Raw genomic sequence first — 21418 nt, 5'->3', positions numbered from 1 at the left:
CTCGTTAAGCTGAAGCTTCTTCCAGCATCAGCGGCCAGTGTACATAACTCTGCCAGCGACTTTCCTGTTCCAGCATTTCTGCCCGTAATGGATGCTGTGCCAGCCAGCCCGCAGGCAGAATCAAACGCAGTGTTTCACCTTCTACGCGTAATCGTACGGCTGGCAGCGTGTCGTCGCGGCGGCGGCTGGCAAAAATAATCGCCAGACGCAACAGGCGACACAGGCGCTGTGCCTGATTGACCGGTAGTGCGTTCTGCTGGCTCAACGGCATTAAATCGACAGGGTTAATCTGGTTTTGCAGGAGTGTGGCTAACAGTTTCTTCTGAGCGGGCGTAAAGCCGGGGAGATCGCTATGGCGAATCAAATAGGCAGCATGCTGGGGCGACTGGCGAAAATCGATGCTCAAACCGATTTCGTGTACCAGACAGGCGCTGCGCAGTAACTCGCGACATCGGTTATTTAACTGCCAGTCACGGGCAACCTGTTGCAGAAAGTTGTCTGCCAGTGTGCTGACGCGCTTAGCCTGTTCGGCATCCAGCAAATAACGGCGTTGCAGTGTCGCCAATGTGCGGTGACGAATGTCCTGATCGACGGGCAGATGCAACATCCCATAGACCAGCCCTTCACGCAGTGCTCCACCAGCCAGCGTCATCGTTTTGATGTCGAGCTCCTGGAAGATCGCCAGCAAGATGGCTAATCCGCTGGGAAAAACCAGCGCGCGCTCCAGCGTCAGGCCTTCAATTTCCAGCTCTTCCAGCTTATCGCACTGAATTGCATGCTCTTTAAGCTGCCTGAGCTTCGGCAGGGTAATGTATTCATCCATTCCCTGCGCGACCATGATTTCCTGTAGCGCTTGTACTGTACCGGAGGCGCCGACGCAGATTTGCCAGCCCTGCTCACGTAGCGAGGCGGCAACAGGACGCAGCATTTCACGTGCTGCTTGTTCCGCGCGTTCAAAATTACCGGCTTCCAGATTGCGGTCGCTGAAATAGCGATCCAACCACGTTACGCATCCCATCGGGAGGCTGATCAACTGGGTTGTTTTGGCGCCAACCCCTGTCGCCAGCTCGGTACTGCCACCGCCGATATCCACGACCAGACGCGCATCCGGGCCGCCTGTCGTATGTGCTACACCTTGATAAATCAGGCGTGCTTCTTCTTCACCGCTGATAACCTGAATCGGCAAGCCCAGAATATCCTGAGCCCGTTGCAGAAACTCGTCAGCATTCGTTGCCAGCCGCAAGGTTGCGGTTGCGACGACGCGCACGTGATCCTGCGGGATGTCCTGCAACCGTTCGGAGAACAGTTGCAGACACTGCCAGCCGCGCTGCATCGCGTCCTGCGAGAGCCGATTCTGTTTATCCAGCCCTGCCGCAAGGCGGACTTTACGCTTTATTTTCGCCAGCGTCTGAATGCTGCCTGCGGTTTCCCGGGCGACCAGCATATGGAAGCTGTTCGAGCCGAGATCGATGGCAGCATAAAGTGAAGAAGAGCTCAGCATCGACGGTTAATCCGCTCGTTTACGGTTATTACGGGGCGCTCCACTACGGCGCGGCGCATTGCTGTGTCTGCGCGGACCATTATTGGAACGCGGTGGGCGCGTTAAACGCTTCGGCGCGGGTAAATCATTCATCAGCGCGTCGCTGTTGTATTTGCTAACCGGGATGCTGTGACCGATATAGGTTTCGATAGCCGGGAGGTTCAGTGCGTACTCTTCACAGGCCAGGCTGATAGAATTTCCGCTTTGCCCTGCGCGGCCGGTACGGCCAATACGGTGAACGTAGTCTTCGCAATCATCTGGCAGGTCGTAGTTAAAAACGTGGGTCACGGAAGGAATATGTAAACCGCGCGCTGCAACGTCCGTTGCCACCAGAATATCCAGATTGCCCTGGGTAAATTCTTCCAGAATACGCAGGCGTTTTTTCTGTGCGACGTCGCCCGTCAGCAGTCCAACGCGATGGCCGTCGGCAGCCAGATGACCCCAGATGTCTTCACAGCGATGCTTGGTATTCGCGAAAATAATGCAGCGATCCGGCCACTCTTCTTCCAGTAGTGTCTGGAGCAGACGCATTTTTTCTTCGTTAGACGGATAAAACAGTTCTTCTTTAATGCGATGGCCGGTTTTCTGTTCCGGTTCAACTTCCACATACTCTGCGTTATTCATCTGTTCAAACGCGAGTTCACGCACTCGGTAGGAGAGCGTTGCGGAAAAGAGCATGTTCAGACGCTGTGTCGCTGGTGGCATGCGGCGGAACAACCAGCGAATGTCTTTGATGAAGCCAAGATCGTACATACGGTCTGCTTCGTCCAGCACGACGACCTGAATCGCGCCCAGGTTTATGTGGTTCTGTTTAGCGTAATCGATCAGGCGACCCGTGGTGCCGATCAGAATATCAACGCCGTTTTCCAGCACCTTAAGCTGCTTGTCGTAACCGTCTCCACCGTAGGCTAAACCCAGTTTTAACCCGGTAAGGTGAGACAGTGCTTCTGCGTCAGAGTGAATCTGGACAGCCAATTCACGAGTGGGTGCCATAATTAAGGCACGTGGTTGATTGGTTTGACGCTCTGCATTTGCAGGGTGTGAAAGCAAATAATGGAAAGTAGACGCGAGAAAAGCCAGCGTCTTGCCGGTACCGGTTTGCGCCTGACCTGCAACATCACGCCCTGACAGAGCCAATGGCAGAGCTAACGCCTGAATAGGCGTACAGTTATGAAACCCTTTGCTTTCAAGAGCTTCAATAACCTGCGGGTGCAGGGCGAAGTCGGAAAACTTCTGTTCAGTTAAGTGTGTTTTGCTCATAGTGTGGTAGAATATCAGCTAACTATTGCTTTACGAAAGCGTATCCGGTGAAATAAAGTCAAGCCGTTGTTGGTTAATGCTACACCAACAAGGTAGAAATAATCCTGCGGAGTAAAATATGAGCGATAAAATAATTCACCTGACTGATGACAGCTTTGGCACGAAAGTACTGCAAGCTGAGGGCGCTATCTTGGTTGATTTCTGGGCTGAGTGGTGTGGTCCTTGCAAAATGATCGCTCCTATTCTGGATGAAATCGCCGAAGAGTTTGAAGGTAAACTGACGGTTACCAAACTGAACATTGATGAAAATCCGGCTACTGCGCCGAAGTACGGTATCCGTGGTATCCCCACTCTGCTGCTGTTTAAAAACGGCGAAGTCGCTGCGACAAAAGTCGGCGCACTGTCCAAAGGGCAACTAAAAGAGTTCCTGACGGCGAATCTGTAATTAGCTTTATACCCTCAAAAGGGTATTGCCGGCGGGCGCAATCGGGCAATATGCAATTCTCATATTGACTGCTTGCCGCTCGTCGGGAAGCGTGCTAGATTCTTCATTACTGCATATCGTACTTGCCTATGTTTAAGCCCTTAGGCTTAAGCCTGAAAGTTAGAGTCTAAAGCATTATTCTGTGTCGAAATCGAAACGCCGTTGTTTTACAACACATTTATGATCCGATTTTGGCAGTCTACTAGTTTTACAATACTTGGTTTTATGTGTCTTCGATCTCCTGCCGTTGATTTATGCGGATATCGTTTATGCGGATGTTGTTTTGCGCGGATGTAATGCGCTTCAGGTGTGAAACCAGACAGGAATCCGGTGGTTGAAGGCAGTTATAGAGGCACGGATGACCCTGCCATACCATTCACGTTAATAGTTCGAGATTTACCCCGAGTTAAAGAACCCACCACTATGAATCTTACCGAATTAAAGAATACGCCAGTTTCTGAGTTAATTGCTCTTGGCGAAAATATGGGACTGGAAAACCAGGCCCGCATGCGTAAACAGGATATTATCTTCGCTATTCTGAAACAGCATGCCAAAAGCGGCGAGGATATTTTCGGCGATGGTGTGCTGGAGATATTGCAGGACGGCTTCGGCTTTCTTCGCTCCGCAGACAGCTCCTACCTCGCAGGCCCCGATGATATCTACGTTTCTCCCAGCCAAATCCGCCGTTTTAACCTCCGCACTGGTGACACCATTTCTGGCAAGATTCGTCCGCCGAAAGAAGGTGAACGCTACTTTGCGCTGCTGAAAGTTAACGAAGTCAACTACGACAAACCTGAAAACTCCCGCAACAAGATCCTGTTCGAAAACCTCACGCCACTGCATGCAAACTCTCGTCTGCGTATGGAACGCGGTAACGGCTCGACAGAAGATCTGACGGCGCGTGTGCTGGATCTGGCTGCGCCGATTGGCCGTGGTCAACGTGGTTTGATCGTTGCACCGCCTAAAGCAGGTAAAACCATGCTGCTGCAGAATATTGCGCAGAGCATTGCTTACAACCATCCTGACTGTGTGCTGATGGTACTGCTGATTGACGAACGTCCGGAAGAAGTGACCGAGATGCAGCGTCTGGTGAAAGGTGAAGTGGTGGCGTCAACGTTTGACGAACCCGCTTCCCGTCACGTTCAGGTTGCCGAAATGGTGATCGAAAAAGCGAAGCGTCTGGTTGAGCATAAGAAAGACGTTATCATTCTTCTGGACTCCATTACTCGTCTGGCGCGTGCTTACAACACCGTTGTTCCTGCTTCGGGCAAAGTGTTGACTGGTGGTGTGGATGCTAACGCCCTGCATCGTCCAAAGCGTTTCTTCGGTGCGGCGCGTAACGTTGAGGAAGGCGGTAGCCTGACCATCATCGCCACTGCGCTGGTGGATACCGGTTCCAAGATGGATGAAGTGATTTACGAAGAGTTTAAAGGTACAGGTAATATGGAACTGCACCTGGCACGTAAAATCGCAGAAAAACGCGTCTTCCCAGCGATTGATTACAACCGCTCCGGCACGCGTAAAGAAGAATTGCTTACCACCTCTGAAGAATTGCAGAAGATGTGGATTCTGCGCAAGATCATTCACCCAATGGGCGAGATCGACGCGATGGAATTCCTGATCAACAAGTTGGCGATGACGAAAACCAACGATGAATTCTTCGATATGATGAAACGTTCATAAATCCGGGCGTTCATCTATATATACCCTAAATAATTCGAGTTGCAGGACAAAACGCTAGCGTTTTGAACAACGCAAAGCGTTGGCCCGTCAGGGCGAGGTACATTTATGTGCCTTGTAACGCGGCAAGCGCACGAATCCCCAGGAGCTTACATCAGTAAGTGACTGGGGTGAGTAAGGACAAATTGGTTTAGCCAATTTGAACGCCGCTTGCGGCGACCCTTCGGGCGAGGCTCTGAAATGAGCCGAGTATTGCCAACGCACATGCGGCTTGAAGTATGACGGGTACATTACGGATAACTCGGGGAACGCCACGCTGGGTCGTGGCGTTTTTTTATCCCCTCATTGATCGGGTGTGAAAGGGCTTTCTACTGGGAAGTCGCGGTTCTCACTCAATTTGTACTGGCGATCAACGTGGGCGATAGGATATAAGGCGTAAACCGAGTCTATACTGAACAGCTACAGCGCAGCTGTTAACGGTGAACTTACTCACTATGAGTACCGAATTACTATTTATTTTCTTGTTTTCTCTGGGCTTTCTTTTTTTTGCTCGCAGCATCGCGGGTAAAATAGGGCTTGTCGATCGTCCCAACTACCGTAAACGTCACCGGGGTCTTGTGCCTTTGGTTGGTGGCATTTCTGTGTATGCGGGTATCTGCTTTAGCTACTTTATTACCGACCAATATATTCCCAACTTCCGTCTTTACCTGCTGTGTGCGGGCGTGCTGGTCTTTGTCGGCATGCTGGACGATCGTTTTGATATCAGTGTGAAAATTCGTGCCGTTGTGCAAGCGTTTGTCGCGGTGGTGATGATGGCCTTTGCTGGCTTGACGCTACACAATCTGGGATACATTTTCGGCCCATGGCAGATGGCGCTGGGGCCGTTTGGTTATCTGGTCACGCTGTTTGCCGTTTGGGCGGCGATTAATGCGTTCAATATGGTGGACGGGATCGATGGGTTGCTCGGCGGATTGTCCAGCGTCTCATTTGGGGCGATGGGGATTTTGCTGTATCTGAGCGGCCATTCGAATCTGGCTCTGTGGTGTTTCGCCATGATCGCGGCGACGCTGCCTTACATTTTGCTGAATCTGGGCGTGTTTGGACGGCGCTACAAAGTCTTCATGGGCGATGCGGGAAGCACAATGATTGGTTTCACGGCGATCTGGCTTCTGATCCAAACGACGCAAGGCCCGCAGCATCCGATTAATCCGGTGACGGCATTGTGGATCATCGCGATCCCGCTGATTGATATGATCGCCATTATGTATCGGCGCTTACGCAAAGGGATGAGCCCGTTCTCACCTGACCGACAGCATATTCATCATTTAATGATGCGTGCAGGTTTTTCTTCCCGACAGGCTTTTGTGCTGATTACGCTCGCCGCCGCTTTGTTGGCTGCGGTTGGTGTGTTGGGAGAGTATTTCTTTTTTATACCCGAATGGTTGATGTTGGCATTATTCTTGCTTGCATTTCTACTGTATGGCTACTGCCTGAAACGAGCATGGCGGGTCGCCCGTTTTATCAAGCGAATCAAACGCCGTATGCGGCATTCCGATGAGCAAAAGCAGTCATCCTGACCAAATAATTTTGGGGAAGTAATGAAATCAGAGAATTTGTCTACCGGGAATGCGTTGATTGATAACGAACTGGATATCCGTGGTTTATTTCGCCTGCTGTGGCGGGGAAAGGTATGGCCGATAGCGATCGGCCTGCTTTTTGCCGTTGTGGCATTAGGCTACTCCTATCTTGTTAAACAGGAATGGAGCGCGACAGCGATTACCGACAAGCCGACGGTCAATATGCTAGGAGGGTATTATTCGCAGCAGCAATTCCTGCGTAACCTCGACGCTCGATCTTTTTCTACTCCTCAGCCAGAGCAGCCGTCTATTTCGGCTGATGCTTATGATGAATTCATCATGCAATTAGCGGCTTACGATACCCGCCGCGATTTCTGGTTGCAGACCGATTATTACAAGCAGCGACTGGAAGGTGATGCAAAGGCGGATTCCGCTCTGCTGGATGAAATGGTCAACAACATTCAGTTTACGCCGCGCGATGATGGGAAAAAAACCAATGATTCTGTGAAGCTGGTGGCGGAAACCTCTGCGGATTCCAACACGTTGCTTCGTCAGTATGTGGCTTTTGCCAGCCAGCGAGCCGCCAACCACCTGAATGAAGAGATCAAGGGGGCCTGGGCTGCCAGAACTATCTTCATGAAATCGCAGATCAAGCGTCAGGAAGCCGTAGCGAAAGCGATTTACGATCGCGAAGTCCGCAGCGTTGAACTGGCGCTGAAAATCGCACAGCAGCAAGGCATTAGCCGTAGCCAGACGGATACGCCGGCAGACGAAATCCCCGCATCGGAAATGTTCCTGCTCGGCAGGCCGATGCTCCAGGCCCGACTGGAAACATTGCAGACCAGCGGCCCGCACTACGAACTGGATTATGATCAAAATCGCGCGATGTTGGCGACGTTGGACGTTGGCCCAACGCTTGAGGCGAGTTTCCAGACATACCGTTATTTGCGTACGCCGGAAGAACCGGTGAAGCGCGACAGCCCACGCCGGGCATTCCTGATGGTGATGTGGGGTGCGATTGGTGCGCTCGTTGGGGCGGGTGTTGCCTTGGCTCGCCGTCCGCGCTAAGCAGCTTGCTGATTCGCGTTTGACGCTCTGCGAGCGTCTGCGTCTAACCTGATTAAAGAGATTCAATGTGAAAGTATTGACTGTTTTCGGCACCCGGCCGGAAGCCATTAAAATGGCGCCGCTGGTTCATGCTCTGGCTCAGGATGGAGCCTTTGAATCGAGGATTTGCGTGACAGCCCAGCATCGAGAGATGTTGGATCAGGTGCTGCGTTTGTTCGATATTACGCCAGACTACGATCTGGATATTATGCGACCGGGACAGGGGCTGAGTGAGATATCCTGCCGAATTTTATCGGGGCTTGAACCCGTTATGACGGAGTTCAAACCGGATCTGGTATTGGTACACGGCGATACCACCACGACGCTGGCAACCAGCCTGGCGGCCTTTTATCAGCGCATCCCCGTCGGCCACGTAGAAGCGGGATTGCGCACTGGCAATCTGTATTCGCCCTGGCCGGAAGAGGCCAACCGTAAATTAACCGGGCATTTGGCAATGTACCACTTCGCTCCGACGGAAAATTCCCGCCAGAATTTGCTGCGTGAGCACTTGTCCGATCGACATATTTTTGTGACCGGCAATACGGTGATCGATGCGCTGTTCTGGGTGCGTGACCGTATCCTCGGCGATGCCGCGTTGCGCCGTAGCCTTGATGAAAAATATGCCTTTTTGGACGACAGCAAGAAGCTGATTCTGGTTACCGGACACCGACGCGAGAGTTTTGGTGGCGGTTTTGAGCGCATTTGTAGCGCGCTGGCGGATATTGCTCGTCGCCACCCTGAAGTACAAATTGTGTACCCGGTTCACCTGAATCCTAACGTCAGTGAACCCGTGAATCGAATCCTGAGCGGCATTGATAATGTGATGCTGATTGCGCCGCAGGACTATCTGCCTTTCGTGTATTTGATGAATCGCTCTTACATGATTTTGACCGACTCTGGCGGTATTCAGGAAGAAGCGCCGTCGTTAGGCAAGCCCGTATTGGTGATGCGTGATACGACAGAGCGGCCGGAGGCGGTTGAAGCGGGCACGGTTAAGTTGGTGGGAACAGAAGTGACCAGCATTGTTGATGCGGTCTCTATGCTGCTAACGGATGAAGAGGCGTATCAGGCAATGAGCCACGCCCATAATCCCTATGGCGATGGTCAGGCCTGCCAACGCATTGTTGATGCTTTAAAAAATCATAGGAAATGATTTTTAGCGCCGTCCAGCGGCGACCCGAAGGGGGTCGGGCAGGGATAGCTCGACATAAAAAATCGCCAGGAGCGATTTTAAACGTCGTCACACGACGGCCAGACATAAAAATTATCAGGTGACACTATGAGCTTTACTACCATCTCCGTAATCGGTTTAGGCTACATCGGTTTACCCACTGCCGCAGCCTTTGCATCCCGTCAGAAAAAAGTCATCGGTATTGATGTGAATAAACTGGCGGTTGAAACCATTAATCGCGGCGAAATCCATATTGTCGAGCCCGATCTGGATTCACTGGTCAAAGTCGCCGTGGAAAATGGCTATCTCCAGGCCATGACCAAGCCCGTACCCGCCGATGCTTTCCTGATCGCCGTTCCTACCCCTTTCAAAGGCGATCACGAACCCGATTTGACCTATGTTCAGGCTGCCGCTGCGTCCATCGCACCTGTGCTAAAGAAAGGCGATCTGGTGATTCTGGAATCGACATCCCCCGTAGGGGCAACCGAGCAAATGGCCGAGTGGCTAGCCGATGCGCGTGCGGATTTGACGTTTCCGCAGCAGGCTGGGGAAACGGCGGATATCAATATTGCCTATTGCCCTGAGCGTGTGCTGCCCGGTCAGGTGGTGGTTGAGCTGATTAAAAACGATCGCGTGATTGGTGGTATGACCCCGGTGTGCTCTGCGCGCGCCAGTGAACTGTACAAAATCTTCCTTGAAGGTGAGTGTGTGGTTACTAACTCCCGCACCGCCGAAATGTGCAAGTTGACGGAAAATAGCTTCCGCGATGTCAACATTGCTTTCGCCAATGAGCTTTCGCTGATTTGTGCCGAACAAAACATTAACGTATGGGAACTTATCCGATTGGCAAACCGTCATCCCCGCGTCAATATCCTGCAACCCGGCCCTGGCGTCGGCGGGCACTGTATTGCGGTTGATCCCTGGTTTATCGTGGCGCAGAGCCCGCAGCAGGCTCGATTGATTCATACCGCCAGACTGGTCAACGATGGCAAACCGCTCTGGGTGGTGGATCGCGTCAAAGCGGCCGTAGCGGATTATCTGGCACAAACGAATAAACGTGCCAGCGAGGTTACGGTGGCCTGCTTTGGACTGGCGTTCAAGCCTGACATTGACGATCTGCGTGAAAGCCCTGCGGTAGGGATTACGTCCATGATTGCACAGTGGAATACCGGCGTGACGTTAGCCGTCGAACCCAATGTCAAACACCTGCCGTCCGTATTGACCGGGCAGGTGAAACTGGTCGATACCAGCAGTGCATTAAAAGAAGCCGATGTGTTGGTGATGTTAGTCGACCATCGTCAGTTTAAAGCGATTAACCCAGAAGATGTGAAACAACAGTGGGTCATTGATACCAAAGGAGTATGGCGTTGAAACGTATTTTAATTACCGGTGGTGCAGGGTTTATTGGTTCGGCGTTGGTCAGATACATTCTGACGGAGACGCAGGACAGCGTCGTCATTGTCGATAAACTGACTTATGCAGGTAATCTGTCTTCTCTGGCTCCCGTTGCCGATAGCGAACGTTTTGCGTTCGAGCAGGTAGATATCTGCGATCGTGCTGAGCTGGACCGTGTCTTTAAGGCCTACCAGCCCGCGCTGGTGATGCATTTGGCGGCAGAAAGTCATGTCGATCGCTCTATCGACGGCCCGGCGGCGTTTATCGAAACCAACATTGTTGGCACCTACACCATGCTGGAAGCGGCACGCCACTACTGGCAGGGCCTGGCTGATGCGGACAAACGTGCGTTCCGTTTTCACCATATCTCCACTGATGAAGTGTTTGGCGATCTGCACGGGACAGACGATCTATTCACAGAAACAACGTCCTACGCGCCGAGCAGCCCTTATTCGGCCTCGAAGGCATCCAGCGACCATCTTGTTCGCGCCTGGCTGCGTACCTACGGGTTCCCGACGATTATCACCAACTGCTCGAATAACTACGGCCCTTACCATTTCCCAGAGAAACTGATTCCGCTGGTGATCCTGAATGCGGTCGCGGGTAAACCGTTGCCGGTTTACGGTGACGGCGCGCAAATCCGCGACTGGCTGTTTGTCGAAGATCACGCTCGTGCACTGTACAAAGTGGTGACAGAAGGTGAAATCGGCGAAACATACAACATCGGTGGCCACAACGAGCGTAAAAACATTGAGGTCGTGCAGACCATTTGCGCGCTGTTGGAAGAACTGGCACCGAATAAACCCGCTGGCGTGGAACGTTATCGCGATCTCATCACTTACGTGAAAGACCGCCCTGGTCATGATATGCGCTACGCGATCGATGCCAGAAAAATTGAACGTGAACTGGGCTGGCGTCCGGAAGAAACGTTTGAGACGGGTATGAGAAAAACCGTCAACTGGTATCTGAATAACGAAAAATGGTGGCGCAGCGTGCAGGATGGTTCTTATGCCGGCGAACGTTTAGGACTTAACGATTAAACACCTGTGCCCAGTGGCGGAAAAGGAAAAGAAGGAGCGAAACAATGATCCATCCGGTATCAGTAGGACAGGGAGAGATTCGCGCCACGGTTGAACCGCTGGGCTGGGAGAGTGAGTTCTTCCAGATCGACAGCGGTAAGCTGAATTTTTCGCCTGCTGCGCCCGTGTTGACGCCTGATGTGTTGAGCGCCTTTACGCTGACGCAGGCCAAAATTACGGCGGACAATCTGGTGTTGGCGGATGTGCTTGCCGATCTTGGTTTTCGATTGGTTGAAGGCGAAGTCGATCTCAGTCTCAGTCTGTCGCTGGAGCGGGCTACGGTAGTGACGCCGCTACCGCGCTGGCGTGAAGCCGCGCGCGACGATATCCCGGTACTGAGGGACGCGGCATCACGCGTGTTTGCGCTGAGCCGTTTTCGTTCTCCGTGGTACCAGCCGGAGGATAGCGGGCGTTTCTATGCGCAGTGGATTGAAAATGCCGTGTGCGGTACGTTCGATCACTGCTGTTTACTGGCGGAAGATGCCGTCGGCAATCCACAAGGATGGGTCACGCTACGCAGAGTGGATGACACGGATGCACGTATCGGGCTACTTGGCGTTTGGCCGGGTGTGGCGGTACGCGGTATCGGTTCACAGCTGATGGCGCTGGCGGAAACGTGGTGCCGACAACAAGGATTGATTCGTCTTCGAGTCGCGACGCAGGTTGGCAACGTGGCGGCGCTTCGTCTTTATCTTCGCCGTGGTGCCACGATTGAGAGCACGGCGTATTGGTTATACAGGTGATCACATGATTCCATTTAATGCGCCACCGATTGTCGGTACGGAACTGGACTATATGCAGGCTGCCATGAGCAGCGGTAAGTTGTGCGGCGATGGTGGGTTTACCCGCCGTTGTCAGCAGTGGCTGGAACATTATTCCGGCAGTAAAAAAGTCCTGCTCACGCCTTCCTGCACCGCTTCGCTGGAGATGGCTGCTATCCTGCTGGACGTTAAGCCCGGCGATGAAGTGATCATGCCGAGCTATACCTTCGTTTCCACTGCTAACGCCTTTGTGCTACGCGGCGCGAAAATCGTGTTTGTCGATATCCGCCCGGATACCATGAACATTGACGAGACGAAAATCGAAGCGGCTATCACGGAAAAGACGCGCATTATCGTGCCAGTCCACTACGCGGGCGTGGCCTGCGAGATGGACGCGATTATGGCGCTGGCGAAGAAATACGATTTATATGTCGTGGAAGATGCCGCGCAGGGCGTGATGTCCAGCTACAAAGGCCGTGTTCTGGGTTCCATTGGTCATATCGGCTGCTTCAGCTTTCATGAGACCAAGAACTACACCTCGGGCGGTGAGGGGGGGGCCACGCTGATTAATGACGCAAGACTGGTGGAGCGCGCGGAAGTCATCCGTGAAAAAGGCACGAACCGGAGCCAGTTTTTCCGCGGACAGGTGGATAAATACACGTGGCGTGATATCGGTTCAAGCTACCTGATGGCGGACATTCAGGCTGCTTATCTCTGGGCGCAGTTGGAAGCGGCTCGGCCGATCAACGAGCGCCGCCTGAAGCTATGGCAGAACTACTATGCGGCATTCAAATCGCTGGCCGATGCCGGGCGTATTACGCTGCCGACCGTGCCAGCTAATGGCATTCACAACGCGCATATGTTTTATATCAAACTCAGCTCCCAAGACGATCGCAGCGCGTTTATCAATTACATGAAAGAAGCCGAAATCATGACGGTCTTTCATTATATTCCGCTGCATAGCTGCCCGGCGGGTCTGAATTTCGGTCAATTCTCTGGTGAAGATCGTTACACCACGCAGGAAAGTGAACGGCTGGTACGTTTACCGCTGTTCTACAACCTGTCGGACGTCAATCAGCGGACGGTCATCAACACCATTCTGAGTTTCTTCTCCTGATATGTCGTTGGCGAAGGCATCGATATGGACGGCTGGTTCCACGCTGATAAAAATCGGCGCGGGGCTGGTTGTCGTCAAACTGCTGGCGGTCACATTTGGCCCTGGCGGTGTGGGAATGGCAGGGAATTTCCGCCAGCTTATTACGGTGCTGGGGGTGTTAGCCGGTGCCGGGATCTTCAACGGCGTCACCAAATACGTGGCGGAATATCAGCAACAGCCTGAACGGCTGAGGCTGCTACTCGGTACGTCTGTCACGCTGGTGTTGGGGTTTTCCACGCTGCTGGCGATACTCTTTCTGGCTGCTGCAACGCCTATCGCCAATCTGCTATTTGGGCATGACGACTATCGCGATGTGGTGCATGCGCTGGCGTTTATTCAAATGGGCATCGCCTATGCCAACCTGTTTCTGGCGATCCTCAAAGGCTATCGGGATGCGGTAGGCAACGCGCTGGCGGTGATCGGCGGTAGCCTGATCGGATTGGCGGCTTTTTGGCTCTGTCTGCAACTCGGTGGCTACGTTGGCGCTTTGGCGGGGTTGGCGCTGGTGCCTGCACTGCTGGTGATTCCCGCGGGCATCATGCTACTGCGACGTACGCCGCTGTCGCTTGTGTCGCTAAAACCAGCGTGGGAGCGCGCTATTGCAGGTCAGTTGGGCAAGTTCACGCTGATGGCGTTAATGACCGCAGTGACGCTGCCCGTGGCATATATCATGATGCGTAATTTGCTGGCGGCGCATTACAGCTGGGATGAGGTGGGCATTTGGCAGGGCGTCAGCAGTATTTCCGATGCTTACCTGCAATTCATTACCGCCTCCTTTACCGTTTATCTGTTGCCGACACTGTCGCGTCTGACGGACAAGGCTGCGCTGTCGCAGGAAATCGTTCGCTCGCTGAAATTTGTGCTGCCCGTCGTGGCGGGCGTCAGCTTTTGCGTGTGGCTGCTGCGAGATTTTGCCATCTGGCTGTTGTTCTCCAGCCAGTTTACTGCAATGAGAGATCTCTTTGTTTGGCAATTGGTAGGCGATGTAATGAAAGTGGGCGCTTACGTATTTGGCTATCTGGTCATCGCGAAAGCGGCACTGCGCTTTTATCTGCTCACGGAAGTCAGCCAATTTCTCCTGCTGACAGGGTTTTCCCACTGGCTGATTCCGCTGTATGGCGCACAAGGTGCGGCGCAGGCCTATATGGCAACCTATCTGGTCTATTTTTTGCTTTGTTGTTGCGTATTCATTATTTACCGTAGGCGAGCATGACGACACTGATTCATGTATTGGGATCTGACATCCCGCATCATAACCAGACCGTTTTACGTTTTTTTAACGACGTACTGGCGACGGAACTCCCCGAACAGCAGATTCGGCACTTCATCGTGGCGTCCTGCGATGGCATTTCATCGGCTGACTTTCCCGCACTGCGTATTGAAACCTGCGTGGATAAGAAAACGCTGGCTGAGGCCGTCATTGCCAGAGCCAAAGCGAACCGTAAGATGCGCTTTTTCCTGCACGGGCAGTTTAACCCCACGCTGTGGCTGGCGTTGCTGAGCGGGAAAATCAAATCCGAACAGGTTTACTGGCACGTGTGGGGCGCTGATCTGTATGAGGAAGCGAGTGGCCTGAAATACCGCCTGTTTTATTGGCTGCGACGCATGGCGCAAAAGCGTGTTGGGCACGTGTTTGCTACGCGTGGCGATCTGGCGTGGTATGCACCGCGAGCACCTCGTGTGCCGACGTCATTGTTGTACTTCCCAACGCGAATGAATCCGGCGCTAACGGGCATGCAGGTGGATAAACCGCTAGCAGGACCGATGACGATTCTGGTCGGCAATTCTGGCGATCGCACGAATCGCCATCAGGAAGCGCTGCGGGCGATTCACACACAGTTCGGGAAAAATGTGCGGGTGATTGTGCCAATGGGCTACCCTGCGAATAACCAATCCTATATCGCGCAGGTGGAAAAAGACGGTTTAGCGCTGTTTGGTGTGAAAAATTTCCAACTGCTAAAGGATCAACTGGCGTTTGATGACTACCTCAACATGCTACGCACCTGCGATTTGGGCTATTTTATTTTCGATCGCCAGCAGGGCATCGGGACGTTATGCCTGCTGATTCAGTTTGGCGTGCCGTTCGTGATCAGTCGGCAAAATCCGTTCTGGCAGGATCTGACGGAACAGGGGTTGCCCGTACTGTTTTACGGTGATGAGCTGGATGAAGCGCTGGTGCGTGAGGCGCAGCGCCAACTGGCATCGGTAGATAAGCACCAGATCGCGTTCTTTAATCCCAATTATCTGCAAGGCTGGCGAGAGGCGCTGGCGTTGGCGACGGGAGAACCAACATGACGCTGGGGCAATTTGGTGGGCTGTTTGTCGTCTACCTGATTTCAGTCATCTTTATCCTGAGCCTGACCTGGATGGAGTTTCGGCGAGTGCGTTTTAACTTTAACGTGCTGTTTTCATTGCTCTATTTATTGACGTTCTATTTCGGTTTTCCGTTTACCTGCGTGCTGGTATTCCGGTTCGGCGTTGAGGTCGTTCCCGTGCAGTACCTGCTTCAGGCGATGCTGTCCGCGATAGCGTTCTATGCGATCTATTACGTCAGCTATAAGACTCGCCTGCGTCAGAAAGCCTCCGCGCCGCGTGCGCCACTCCTGACGGTGAATCGGGTTGAAGCCAATCTGACCTGGCTGTTGCTGGCGTTGATTGCGGTCGCCACCGTCGGTATTTTCTTTCTTAACAATGGCTTTCTGCTGTTTAAACTGCGCTCTTATAGCCAGATATTCTCCAGCGATGTATCCGGCGTGGCGTTGAAACGCTTTTTCTACTTCTTCATTCCGGCGATGCTGGTGGTGTATTTCCTGCGTCAGACGCAGCGTGCGTGGCTGATGTTCCTCATTGGTACGGTTGCATTTGGGATGCTGACCTACGTGATTGTCGGCGGAACGCGTGCGAATCTGATCATCGCCTTCGCCCTGTTTTTGTTTATTGGCATTTTGCGTGGCTGGATTACGCTGTGGATGCTGGTTGCGGCAGGCGCGTTCGGGATTGTCGGGATGTTCTGGCTGGCGCTGAAGCGCTATGGGCTGGATGTCAGCGGCGATTACGCCTTTTATACTTTCCTCTATTTAACCCGTGACACTTTCTCACCCTGGGAAAATTTGGCGCTGCTGTGGCAGAACTACGACAAGATTGAATTTCAGGGGCTGGCGCCGATTGCCCGTGATTTCTATGTTTTCATTCCCTCCTGGCTATGGCCTGATCGCCCGAATCTGGTGTTAAACAGTGCGAACTATTTCACCTGGGAAGTGCTGAATAACCACTCCGGGCTGGCGATATCTCCCACGCTGCTGGGGTCGCTGGTGGTGATGGGCGGCGTACTGTTTATCCCGCTGGGAGCGATTGCAGTCGGGTTGGTTATCAAGTGGTTCGACTGGGTGTACGAGTTAGGAAAACGCGACAGCAACCGCTATAAGGCCGCTATTTTGCAGGCGTTCTGCTTCGGGGCGGTGTTCAATATCATTGTGCTGACGCGTGAAGGCGTCGATTCCTTTGTTTCACGCGTGGTGTTTTTCTGCCTGGTATTTGGCCTGTGTCTGCTCGTTGCCAAACTGCTTTACTGGCTGCTGGAAAGCGCCGGGCTAATCCGGCAGCGCCTGATGCGTATGCGTGCGACGCCGCTAGCGCCGACATCCAGCACCGTACCGGATCCTGTGATAAAGGAACAGATATGACAGCGTTAAAAACCACAGAGACAATCCCTCTGTATACCATCCGTGATTTGCCCATTCACGGCTTCCGCAATATGACGCAGTTCGTTGATTACCTGTTTGCAGGAGAACAGGTTGAGACGGGAACACTTGTCGCGATTAACGCTGAGAAAGTGCTCACGGCAGAGAAAGATGTGGCGTTGCGTACACTGCTCGATCGCGCAGACTATAAGTATGCGGACGGCATTAGCATTGTGCGTTCCATTCGTCGCAAGTACCCGCAGGCTGACGTCATGCGGATTGCAGGCGCAGACCTGTGGGAAGCGCTAATGGAGCGGGCAGGCAAAGAGGGAACACCGGTTTTTCTGGTGGGTGGCAAACCTGAGGTGCTGGCACAAACGGAAGCAAAACTGCGAGCACTGTGGAATGTGAATATTGTTGGTAGTCAGGATGGCTATTTTGCGCCAGAGCAGCGCGATGCCTTGTTTGAGCGTATTCGCGCCAGCGGTGCGCAGATTGTTACCGTCGCGATGGGGTCGCCGCGACAGGAAATTCTGATGCGCGATTGTCGTCACCACTATCCTGATGCCTTGTATATGGGCGTGGGCGGAACGTATGACGTCTTTACCGGGCATGTAAAGCGTGCTCCCTTAGTGTGGCAAAACTTAGGATTGGAGTGGCTGTATCGTTTGCTGTCCCAGCCGAGTCGTATTTTTCGGCAACTCAGGCTGTTGAAATATGTGGCCTATCACTATAGCGGTCGCCTGTAACCTCATTAAATTGGCGTGTTGAACACGCCAACCTTTCTCTGCGATATATCGCCCTGTGTTTTTATCCCTATTCGATTTTAATTGTCTGTTTTCCAGCCAATCGGAAATACAGAATTCTATCTTTGGCGTATTCGTCATCCCTGATGTGTTATTCACACTCACATTACGGTATTTTCATGGCCGCTGATTAGAGGCGAGGGCACATTCTTTCTAATCAATCGCCTTTCTGAATAAGAACAATAACCGGCAGCAGCCGGGATAAGCACAACATAAAGACAGAGGATATATGGTAGAAGAGGCAAAGCAGGAAAAACTCCATCGGGGGTTAGAAGCCCGACATATTGAGCTGATTGCGCTGGGTGGCACGATCGGCGTCGGGCTGTTTATGGGCGCAGCCAGTGCGCTGAAGTGGGCAGGGCCATCGGTCTTGCTGGCTTATATTGTCGCTGGGATCTTCGTTTTCTTCATCATGCGCTCAATGGGTGAAATGCTGTATCTGGAGCCGGTCGCAGGATCGTTTGCCGTCTACGCGCATAAATATATGAATCCCTTTTTCGGTTATCTCACCGCATGGGGCTATTGGTTTATGTGGATGGCGGTCGGGATTTCGGAAATTACCGCCATTGGCGTATATGTTCAGTACTGGTTCCCCGATTTGCCGCAGTGGATACCGGCTATTGCCGCGGTTGCACTGGTTGCGGGCGCAAACCTTGCGGCAGTCAGGCTGTATGGCGAAATCGAATTTTGGTTCGCCATGATAAAAATCACCACCATCGTTGTGATGATTGTCGTTGGTGTCGGCATTATTTTCTTCGGTTTTGGTAACCACGGTCAGGCGACCGGATTCAGTAATCTGACCGAACACGGTGGTTTTCTGGCCGGAGGCTGGAAAGGCCTGCTATTCGCACTCTGTCTGGTGGTAGCGTCTTATCAGGGCGTGGAGCTGGTAGGGATTACGGCGGGTGAGGCGAAAAACCCGCAGGTGACGCTGAAGCGAGCAATCAACAATATTCTGTGGCGCATCCTGATTTTCTATGTGGGCGCAATCTTCGTTATCGTGACGATTTTCCCCTGGAATGAAATTGGTACATCCGGCAGCCCGTTTGTGCTGACCTTTGCGAAAATTGGCATCACGGCGGCGGCAGGCATCATCAACTTTGTGGTACTGACGGCCGCGCTGTCCGGCTGTAACAGCGGTATGTATAGCTGTGGCCGTATGCTGTATTCGCTGGCCAATAATCGCCAGCTTCCTGCCTGGTTAGGTAAAGTGACGGCCAGCGGCGTACCGGCTGCGGGCGTCATGATTTCGATTCTTTGCCTGATGGCTGGGTCGGTATTGAATTACATTATCCCTAACCCCGAAAAAGTGTTTGTTTATGTTTATAGCGCGAGCGTACTGCCAGGCATGGTGCCGTGGTTTGTGGTGTTGATTAGCCAACTGCGTTTTCGTGAACAGCATCGTGCCGCTCTGGCCGCACACCCGTTTAAATCGATACTGTTCCCGTGGGTAAACTACCTGACGATGGCGTTTTTGCTGTGTGTGCTGGTAGGAATGTACATCAATATCGATACGCGGATGTCTTTATTGGTCGGTATCGCCTTTTTAGCCGTAGTCAGCCTGTGCTATTTCGCGCTGGGACTGGGTAAAAAAGCGCCGCCAGTAGGGGGTAAATCGTAGCATTTGGGGGCGGGAAGGGCATAACTGTCTGTTATTTAGCTTGGAATGAATAAATCATAACCAAACGCATCATTTCGATAAAAAAGCACTAGACAGCCAGTCGCTAAGCCCGTAATATCCCGCCCCGCAACGGCGCTAAGCGCCCGTAGCTCAGCTGGATAGAGCGCTGCCCTCCGGAGGCAGAGGTCTCAGGTTCGAATCCTGTCGGGCGCACCATTATATTTTTATGAAGTATGTTGTGTGCAAGAGCTGCGGTGGTACATTTACCTTCGTAAAGAAAGTATCCCGTGAAAAGGAAGTACCGCGTAATAAGTAGTTGATGTAAAGTGTGGTGATGGTGGCTATAGCTCAGTTGGTAGAGCCCTGGATTGTGATTCCAGTTGTCGTGGGTTCGAGTCCCATTAGCCACCCCAGATTTTGCAGCTATAGTAGTTGATTGACAGTTTGTGAGTTATGCGAAGGTGGCGGAATTGGTAGACGCGCTAGCTTCAGGTGTTAGTGTTCTTACGGACGTGAGGGTTCAAGTCCCTCTCTTCGCACCACACAAACGAGAACATCAGTGATGTTCAAAAAAGCAGTACATTCGGCGAGTAGCGCAGCTTGGTAGCGCAACTGGTTTGGGACCAGTGGGTCGGAGGTTCGAATCCTCTCTCGCCGACCAATTAAAAAAAAAAGCACATCGAAAGATGTGCTTTTTTTTCGTCTGCGATTTGTCTTCTCTGGCAAAAATCTTGTCAGATTCGTCAACCCGACAAGACGTTGCTTCTCTGCGGGAGTGCGCGTTATGGCGCGTAGTGCACAGGTGCCAGCGCGCTGCTATCGATACTTTTTCGCATGGATTTCAGAGCGGTATCGAAAGGGCACAGCGTGCCTTTTTCCGTCTGCTGGCAGCCCTGAGAGGTCAATTCTTCTTTCAATAACGGCTGTTGAGCGCTCAACGGCGTCAGCGAACGGATCTGATCCAGCGATTGTGTCTGGAAATAAATACGTAAAAAACGCTGTTGCGTGGTGGTATCGCGCCAGCGTTCGAATACCAGGCTACCCGCGGGGGGAATGTTATCAGCGGTATCGCCGGGTAGCAGCCAATGAAACTGCAACATCGTGCGTAGGTAGGCGATGTTGGTGTCATGGGCGACATACAGTAAGTAAGGGGCTGACGGCGGCTCCCCTTGTGTGGTGTCTTGCTCTTCCTGCGTCCCCTGTGCCAGAGCCTGTGCGATTTGCTGCATGAATAGTGAACCGCCGCGCTGTGCGATATAGGGAACATCATTGGTGAAATCGTATTTAGCCGTCATCGGAGCCATCAACGGAGTGAGATCCTGCGTGTTGCTGACGTGACCAAATGCGACCTGCACCTGTGGCAGATTCTCACTGTACTCCAGCAGGAATACCTCGCTCATATTCGCCAGCGTACTCAGGCCGCTGATAGAAATCGAACCGTCTTTATCCTGTTTTATCGCCCACGGTTTATCAAACACCGGGCACGGTTTATCCGCTTTACATACGATCTGCTTCAACTGCTCGATGCTGGGTTGAAGCCGCTGATAGGCAATATTGAGATCGCCTCCCATTGCTTTCAACACTTCGGCCTTTGCCCGTTCGGGATCAAGCCTGCCAATTCCCATTTTATCCCCGTGGAACAGCGGATCTTGCTTTTCATCCTCAACGGCGTGCGTCGCCACGCCACAGCCGGGAAACATGCCATCCATATAGGCTTGTGCGGTGGCGCGGGTGCGTTGTAATGGACTGGCGAGCACGTAAATCTGCTGCTCTGTCGGACAACCTGAAGCGAACAGATGCTGTTGACGATAATATTCGCCTTCATAGTGGCCTTTTAGCACGGTAGCGGCATAGCCGTGTCCGGTTAATTCACCCTCGCGTGTGACCCACTTCGACCACTCTCGTGCTGTGCCGGACTCCAGCGCCGTCGTGTTGGATTCTGTCGGAGGACGTACGCCATGACGGCTGACTTCGACCACCTTTTCCAACTGGTAGCGATCCTGAGCCTGGGCCTGAGTAGAGAATGAAGAAATAATGATCATGGTAATCAATAGGGTACGGGGTATGCGTAATGTCGTGTGGGAAAGCATGATAATCCTTC

17 protein-coding genes and 4 tRNA genes are annotated in these 21418 nt (G+C 52.6%); 18 read left to right on the top strand and 3 right to left on the bottom strand.

Going from position 1 to position 21418, the window contains the following annotated elements; genetic code table 11:
• Positions 1–4: 4 nt before the first annotated feature.
• On the bottom strand, positions 5–1501 hold the full coding sequence (ppx, locus tag LCF41_RS20650; RefSeq protein WP_225086128.1) for an exopolyphosphatase: 1497 nt from the start codon (positions 1499–1501) through the stop codon (positions 5–7).
• 6 nt (positions 1502–1507) lie between these two features.
• A complete protein-coding gene (rhlB, locus tag LCF41_RS20645; RefSeq protein ID WP_225086127.1) occupies positions 1508–2800 on the bottom strand; it encodes an ATP-dependent RNA helicase RhlB in 1293 nt (430 codons plus the stop codon).
• A 118-nt stretch (positions 2801–2918) separates the two neighbouring features.
• Here rhlB and trxA point away from each other — a divergent pair, with 118 nt between their 5' ends.
• From trxA to LCF41_RS20555, 18 genes are all read left to right on the top strand, one after another.
• Entirely contained in the window at positions 2919–3245 is a 327-nt protein-coding gene (gene trxA / locus LCF41_RS20640; protein ID WP_010283883.1) for a thioredoxin TrxA, read from the top strand.
• A 462-nt stretch (positions 3246–3707) separates the two neighbouring features.
• Positions 3708–4967, top strand: coding sequence for a transcription termination factor Rho (gene rho / locus LCF41_RS20635; protein WP_225086126.1), 1260 nt, complete (start codon positions 3708–3710; stop codon positions 4965–4967).
• A 476-nt stretch (positions 4968–5443) separates the two neighbouring features.
• Positions 5444–6541: a UDP-N-acetylglucosamine--undecaprenyl-phosphate N-acetylglucosaminephosphotransferase gene (wecA, locus tag LCF41_RS20630; RefSeq protein WP_225086125.1), complete on the top strand. Its 1098-nt coding sequence runs from the start codon at positions 5444–5446 to the stop codon at positions 6539–6541.
• A gap of 21 nt (positions 6542–6562) precedes the next feature.
• The gene (gene wzzE, locus LCF41_RS20625) at positions 6563–7609 is read left to right on the top strand and encodes an ECA polysaccharide chain length modulation protein (RefSeq protein WP_225086124.1); all 1047 of its coding nucleotides are present in this window, start codon (positions 6563–6565) and stop codon (positions 7607–7609) included.
• Positions 7610–7676: 67 nt separating this feature from the next.
• A complete protein-coding gene (gene wecB / locus LCF41_RS20620) occupies positions 7677–8801 on the top strand; it encodes a non-hydrolyzing UDP-N-acetylglucosamine 2-epimerase (protein WP_225086123.1) in 1125 nt (374 codons plus the stop codon).
• Between the two features lie 126 nt (positions 8802–8927).
• Complete coding sequence (gene wecC, locus LCF41_RS20615; protein ID WP_225086122.1) at positions 8928–10190, top strand: UDP-N-acetyl-D-mannosamine dehydrogenase; 1263 nt, start codon at positions 8928–8930, stop codon at positions 10188–10190.
• Positions 10181–11254 carry a dTDP-glucose 4,6-dehydratase gene (gene rffG, locus LCF41_RS20610; protein WP_225086121.1) on the top strand — a complete coding sequence of 358 codons (1074 nt, stop codon included), beginning with the start codon at positions 10181–10183 and terminating at the stop codon, positions 11252–11254. The genes wecC and rffG overlap by 10 nt, the downstream gene beginning before the upstream one ends.
• Before the next feature lie 44 nt (positions 11255–11298).
• The gene (wecD, locus tag LCF41_RS20605; protein WP_225086120.1) at positions 11299–12036 is read left to right on the top strand and encodes a dTDP-4-amino-4,6-dideoxy-D-galactose acyltransferase; all 738 of its coding nucleotides are present in this window, start codon (positions 11299–11301) and stop codon (positions 12034–12036) included.
• A gap of 4 nt (positions 12037–12040) precedes the next feature.
• Complete coding sequence (gene rffA / locus LCF41_RS20600) at positions 12041–13171, top strand: dTDP-4-amino-4,6-dideoxygalactose transaminase (RefSeq protein ID WP_225086119.1); 1131 nt, start codon at positions 12041–12043, stop codon at positions 13169–13171.
• 1 nt (position 13172) lies between these two features.
• Complete coding sequence (gene wzxE, locus LCF41_RS20595) at positions 13173–14423, top strand: lipid III flippase WzxE (RefSeq protein ID WP_225086118.1); 1251 nt, start codon at positions 13173–13175, stop codon at positions 14421–14423.
• Positions 14420–15505 carry a TDP-N-acetylfucosamine:lipid II N-acetylfucosaminyltransferase gene (locus tag LCF41_RS20590; protein ID WP_225086117.1) on the top strand — a complete coding sequence of 362 codons (1086 nt, stop codon included), beginning with the start codon at positions 14420–14422 and terminating at the stop codon, positions 15503–15505. Before wzxE ends, LCF41_RS20590 begins: the two co-directional genes overlap by 4 nt.
• The gene (gene wzyE / locus LCF41_RS20585) at positions 15502–16893 is read left to right on the top strand and encodes an ECA oligosaccharide polymerase (RefSeq protein WP_225086116.1); all 1392 of its coding nucleotides are present in this window, start codon (positions 15502–15504) and stop codon (positions 16891–16893) included. The genes LCF41_RS20590 and wzyE overlap by 4 nt, the downstream gene beginning before the upstream one ends.
• A complete protein-coding gene (gene wecG / locus LCF41_RS20580; protein WP_225086115.1) occupies positions 16890–17639 on the top strand; it encodes a lipopolysaccharide N-acetylmannosaminouronosyltransferase in 750 nt (249 codons plus the stop codon). The genes wzyE and wecG overlap by 4 nt, the downstream gene beginning before the upstream one ends.
• A gap of 286 nt (positions 17640–17925) precedes the next feature.
• On the top strand, positions 17926–19317 hold the full coding sequence (gene thrP / locus LCF41_RS20575; protein ID WP_225086114.1) for a bifunctional threonine/serine APC transporter ThrP: 1392 nt from the start codon (positions 17926–17928) through the stop codon (positions 19315–19317).
• A gap of 139 nt (positions 19318–19456) precedes the next feature.
• Positions 19457–19533, top strand: a tRNA-Arg gene (locus LCF41_RS20570).
• Positions 19534–19654: 121 nt separating this feature from the next.
• A tRNA-His gene (locus LCF41_RS20565) sits at positions 19655–19730 on the top strand.
• A gap of 42 nt (positions 19731–19772) precedes the next feature.
• A tRNA-Leu gene (locus tag LCF41_RS20560) sits at positions 19773–19859 on the top strand.
• Between the two features lie 42 nt (positions 19860–19901).
• Positions 19902–19978 (top strand) — tRNA-Pro (locus LCF41_RS20555).
• Positions 19979–20099: 121 nt separating this feature from the next.
• Here LCF41_RS20555 and LCF41_RS20550 read toward each other — a convergent pair.
• Positions 20100–21407 carry a histidine-type phosphatase gene (locus LCF41_RS20550; protein ID WP_225086113.1) on the bottom strand — a complete coding sequence of 436 codons (1308 nt, stop codon included), beginning with the start codon at positions 21405–21407 and terminating at the stop codon, positions 20100–20102.
• Positions 21408–21418: the final 11 nt, after the last annotated feature.

It is taken from the genome of Pectobacterium colocasium, assembly GCF_020181655.1.
Taxonomy (GTDB): Bacteria; Pseudomonadota; Gammaproteobacteria; order Enterobacterales; family Enterobacteriaceae; genus Pectobacterium; species Pectobacterium colocasium.
This window is presented reverse-complemented; position numbering and strand designations above follow the sequence as displayed.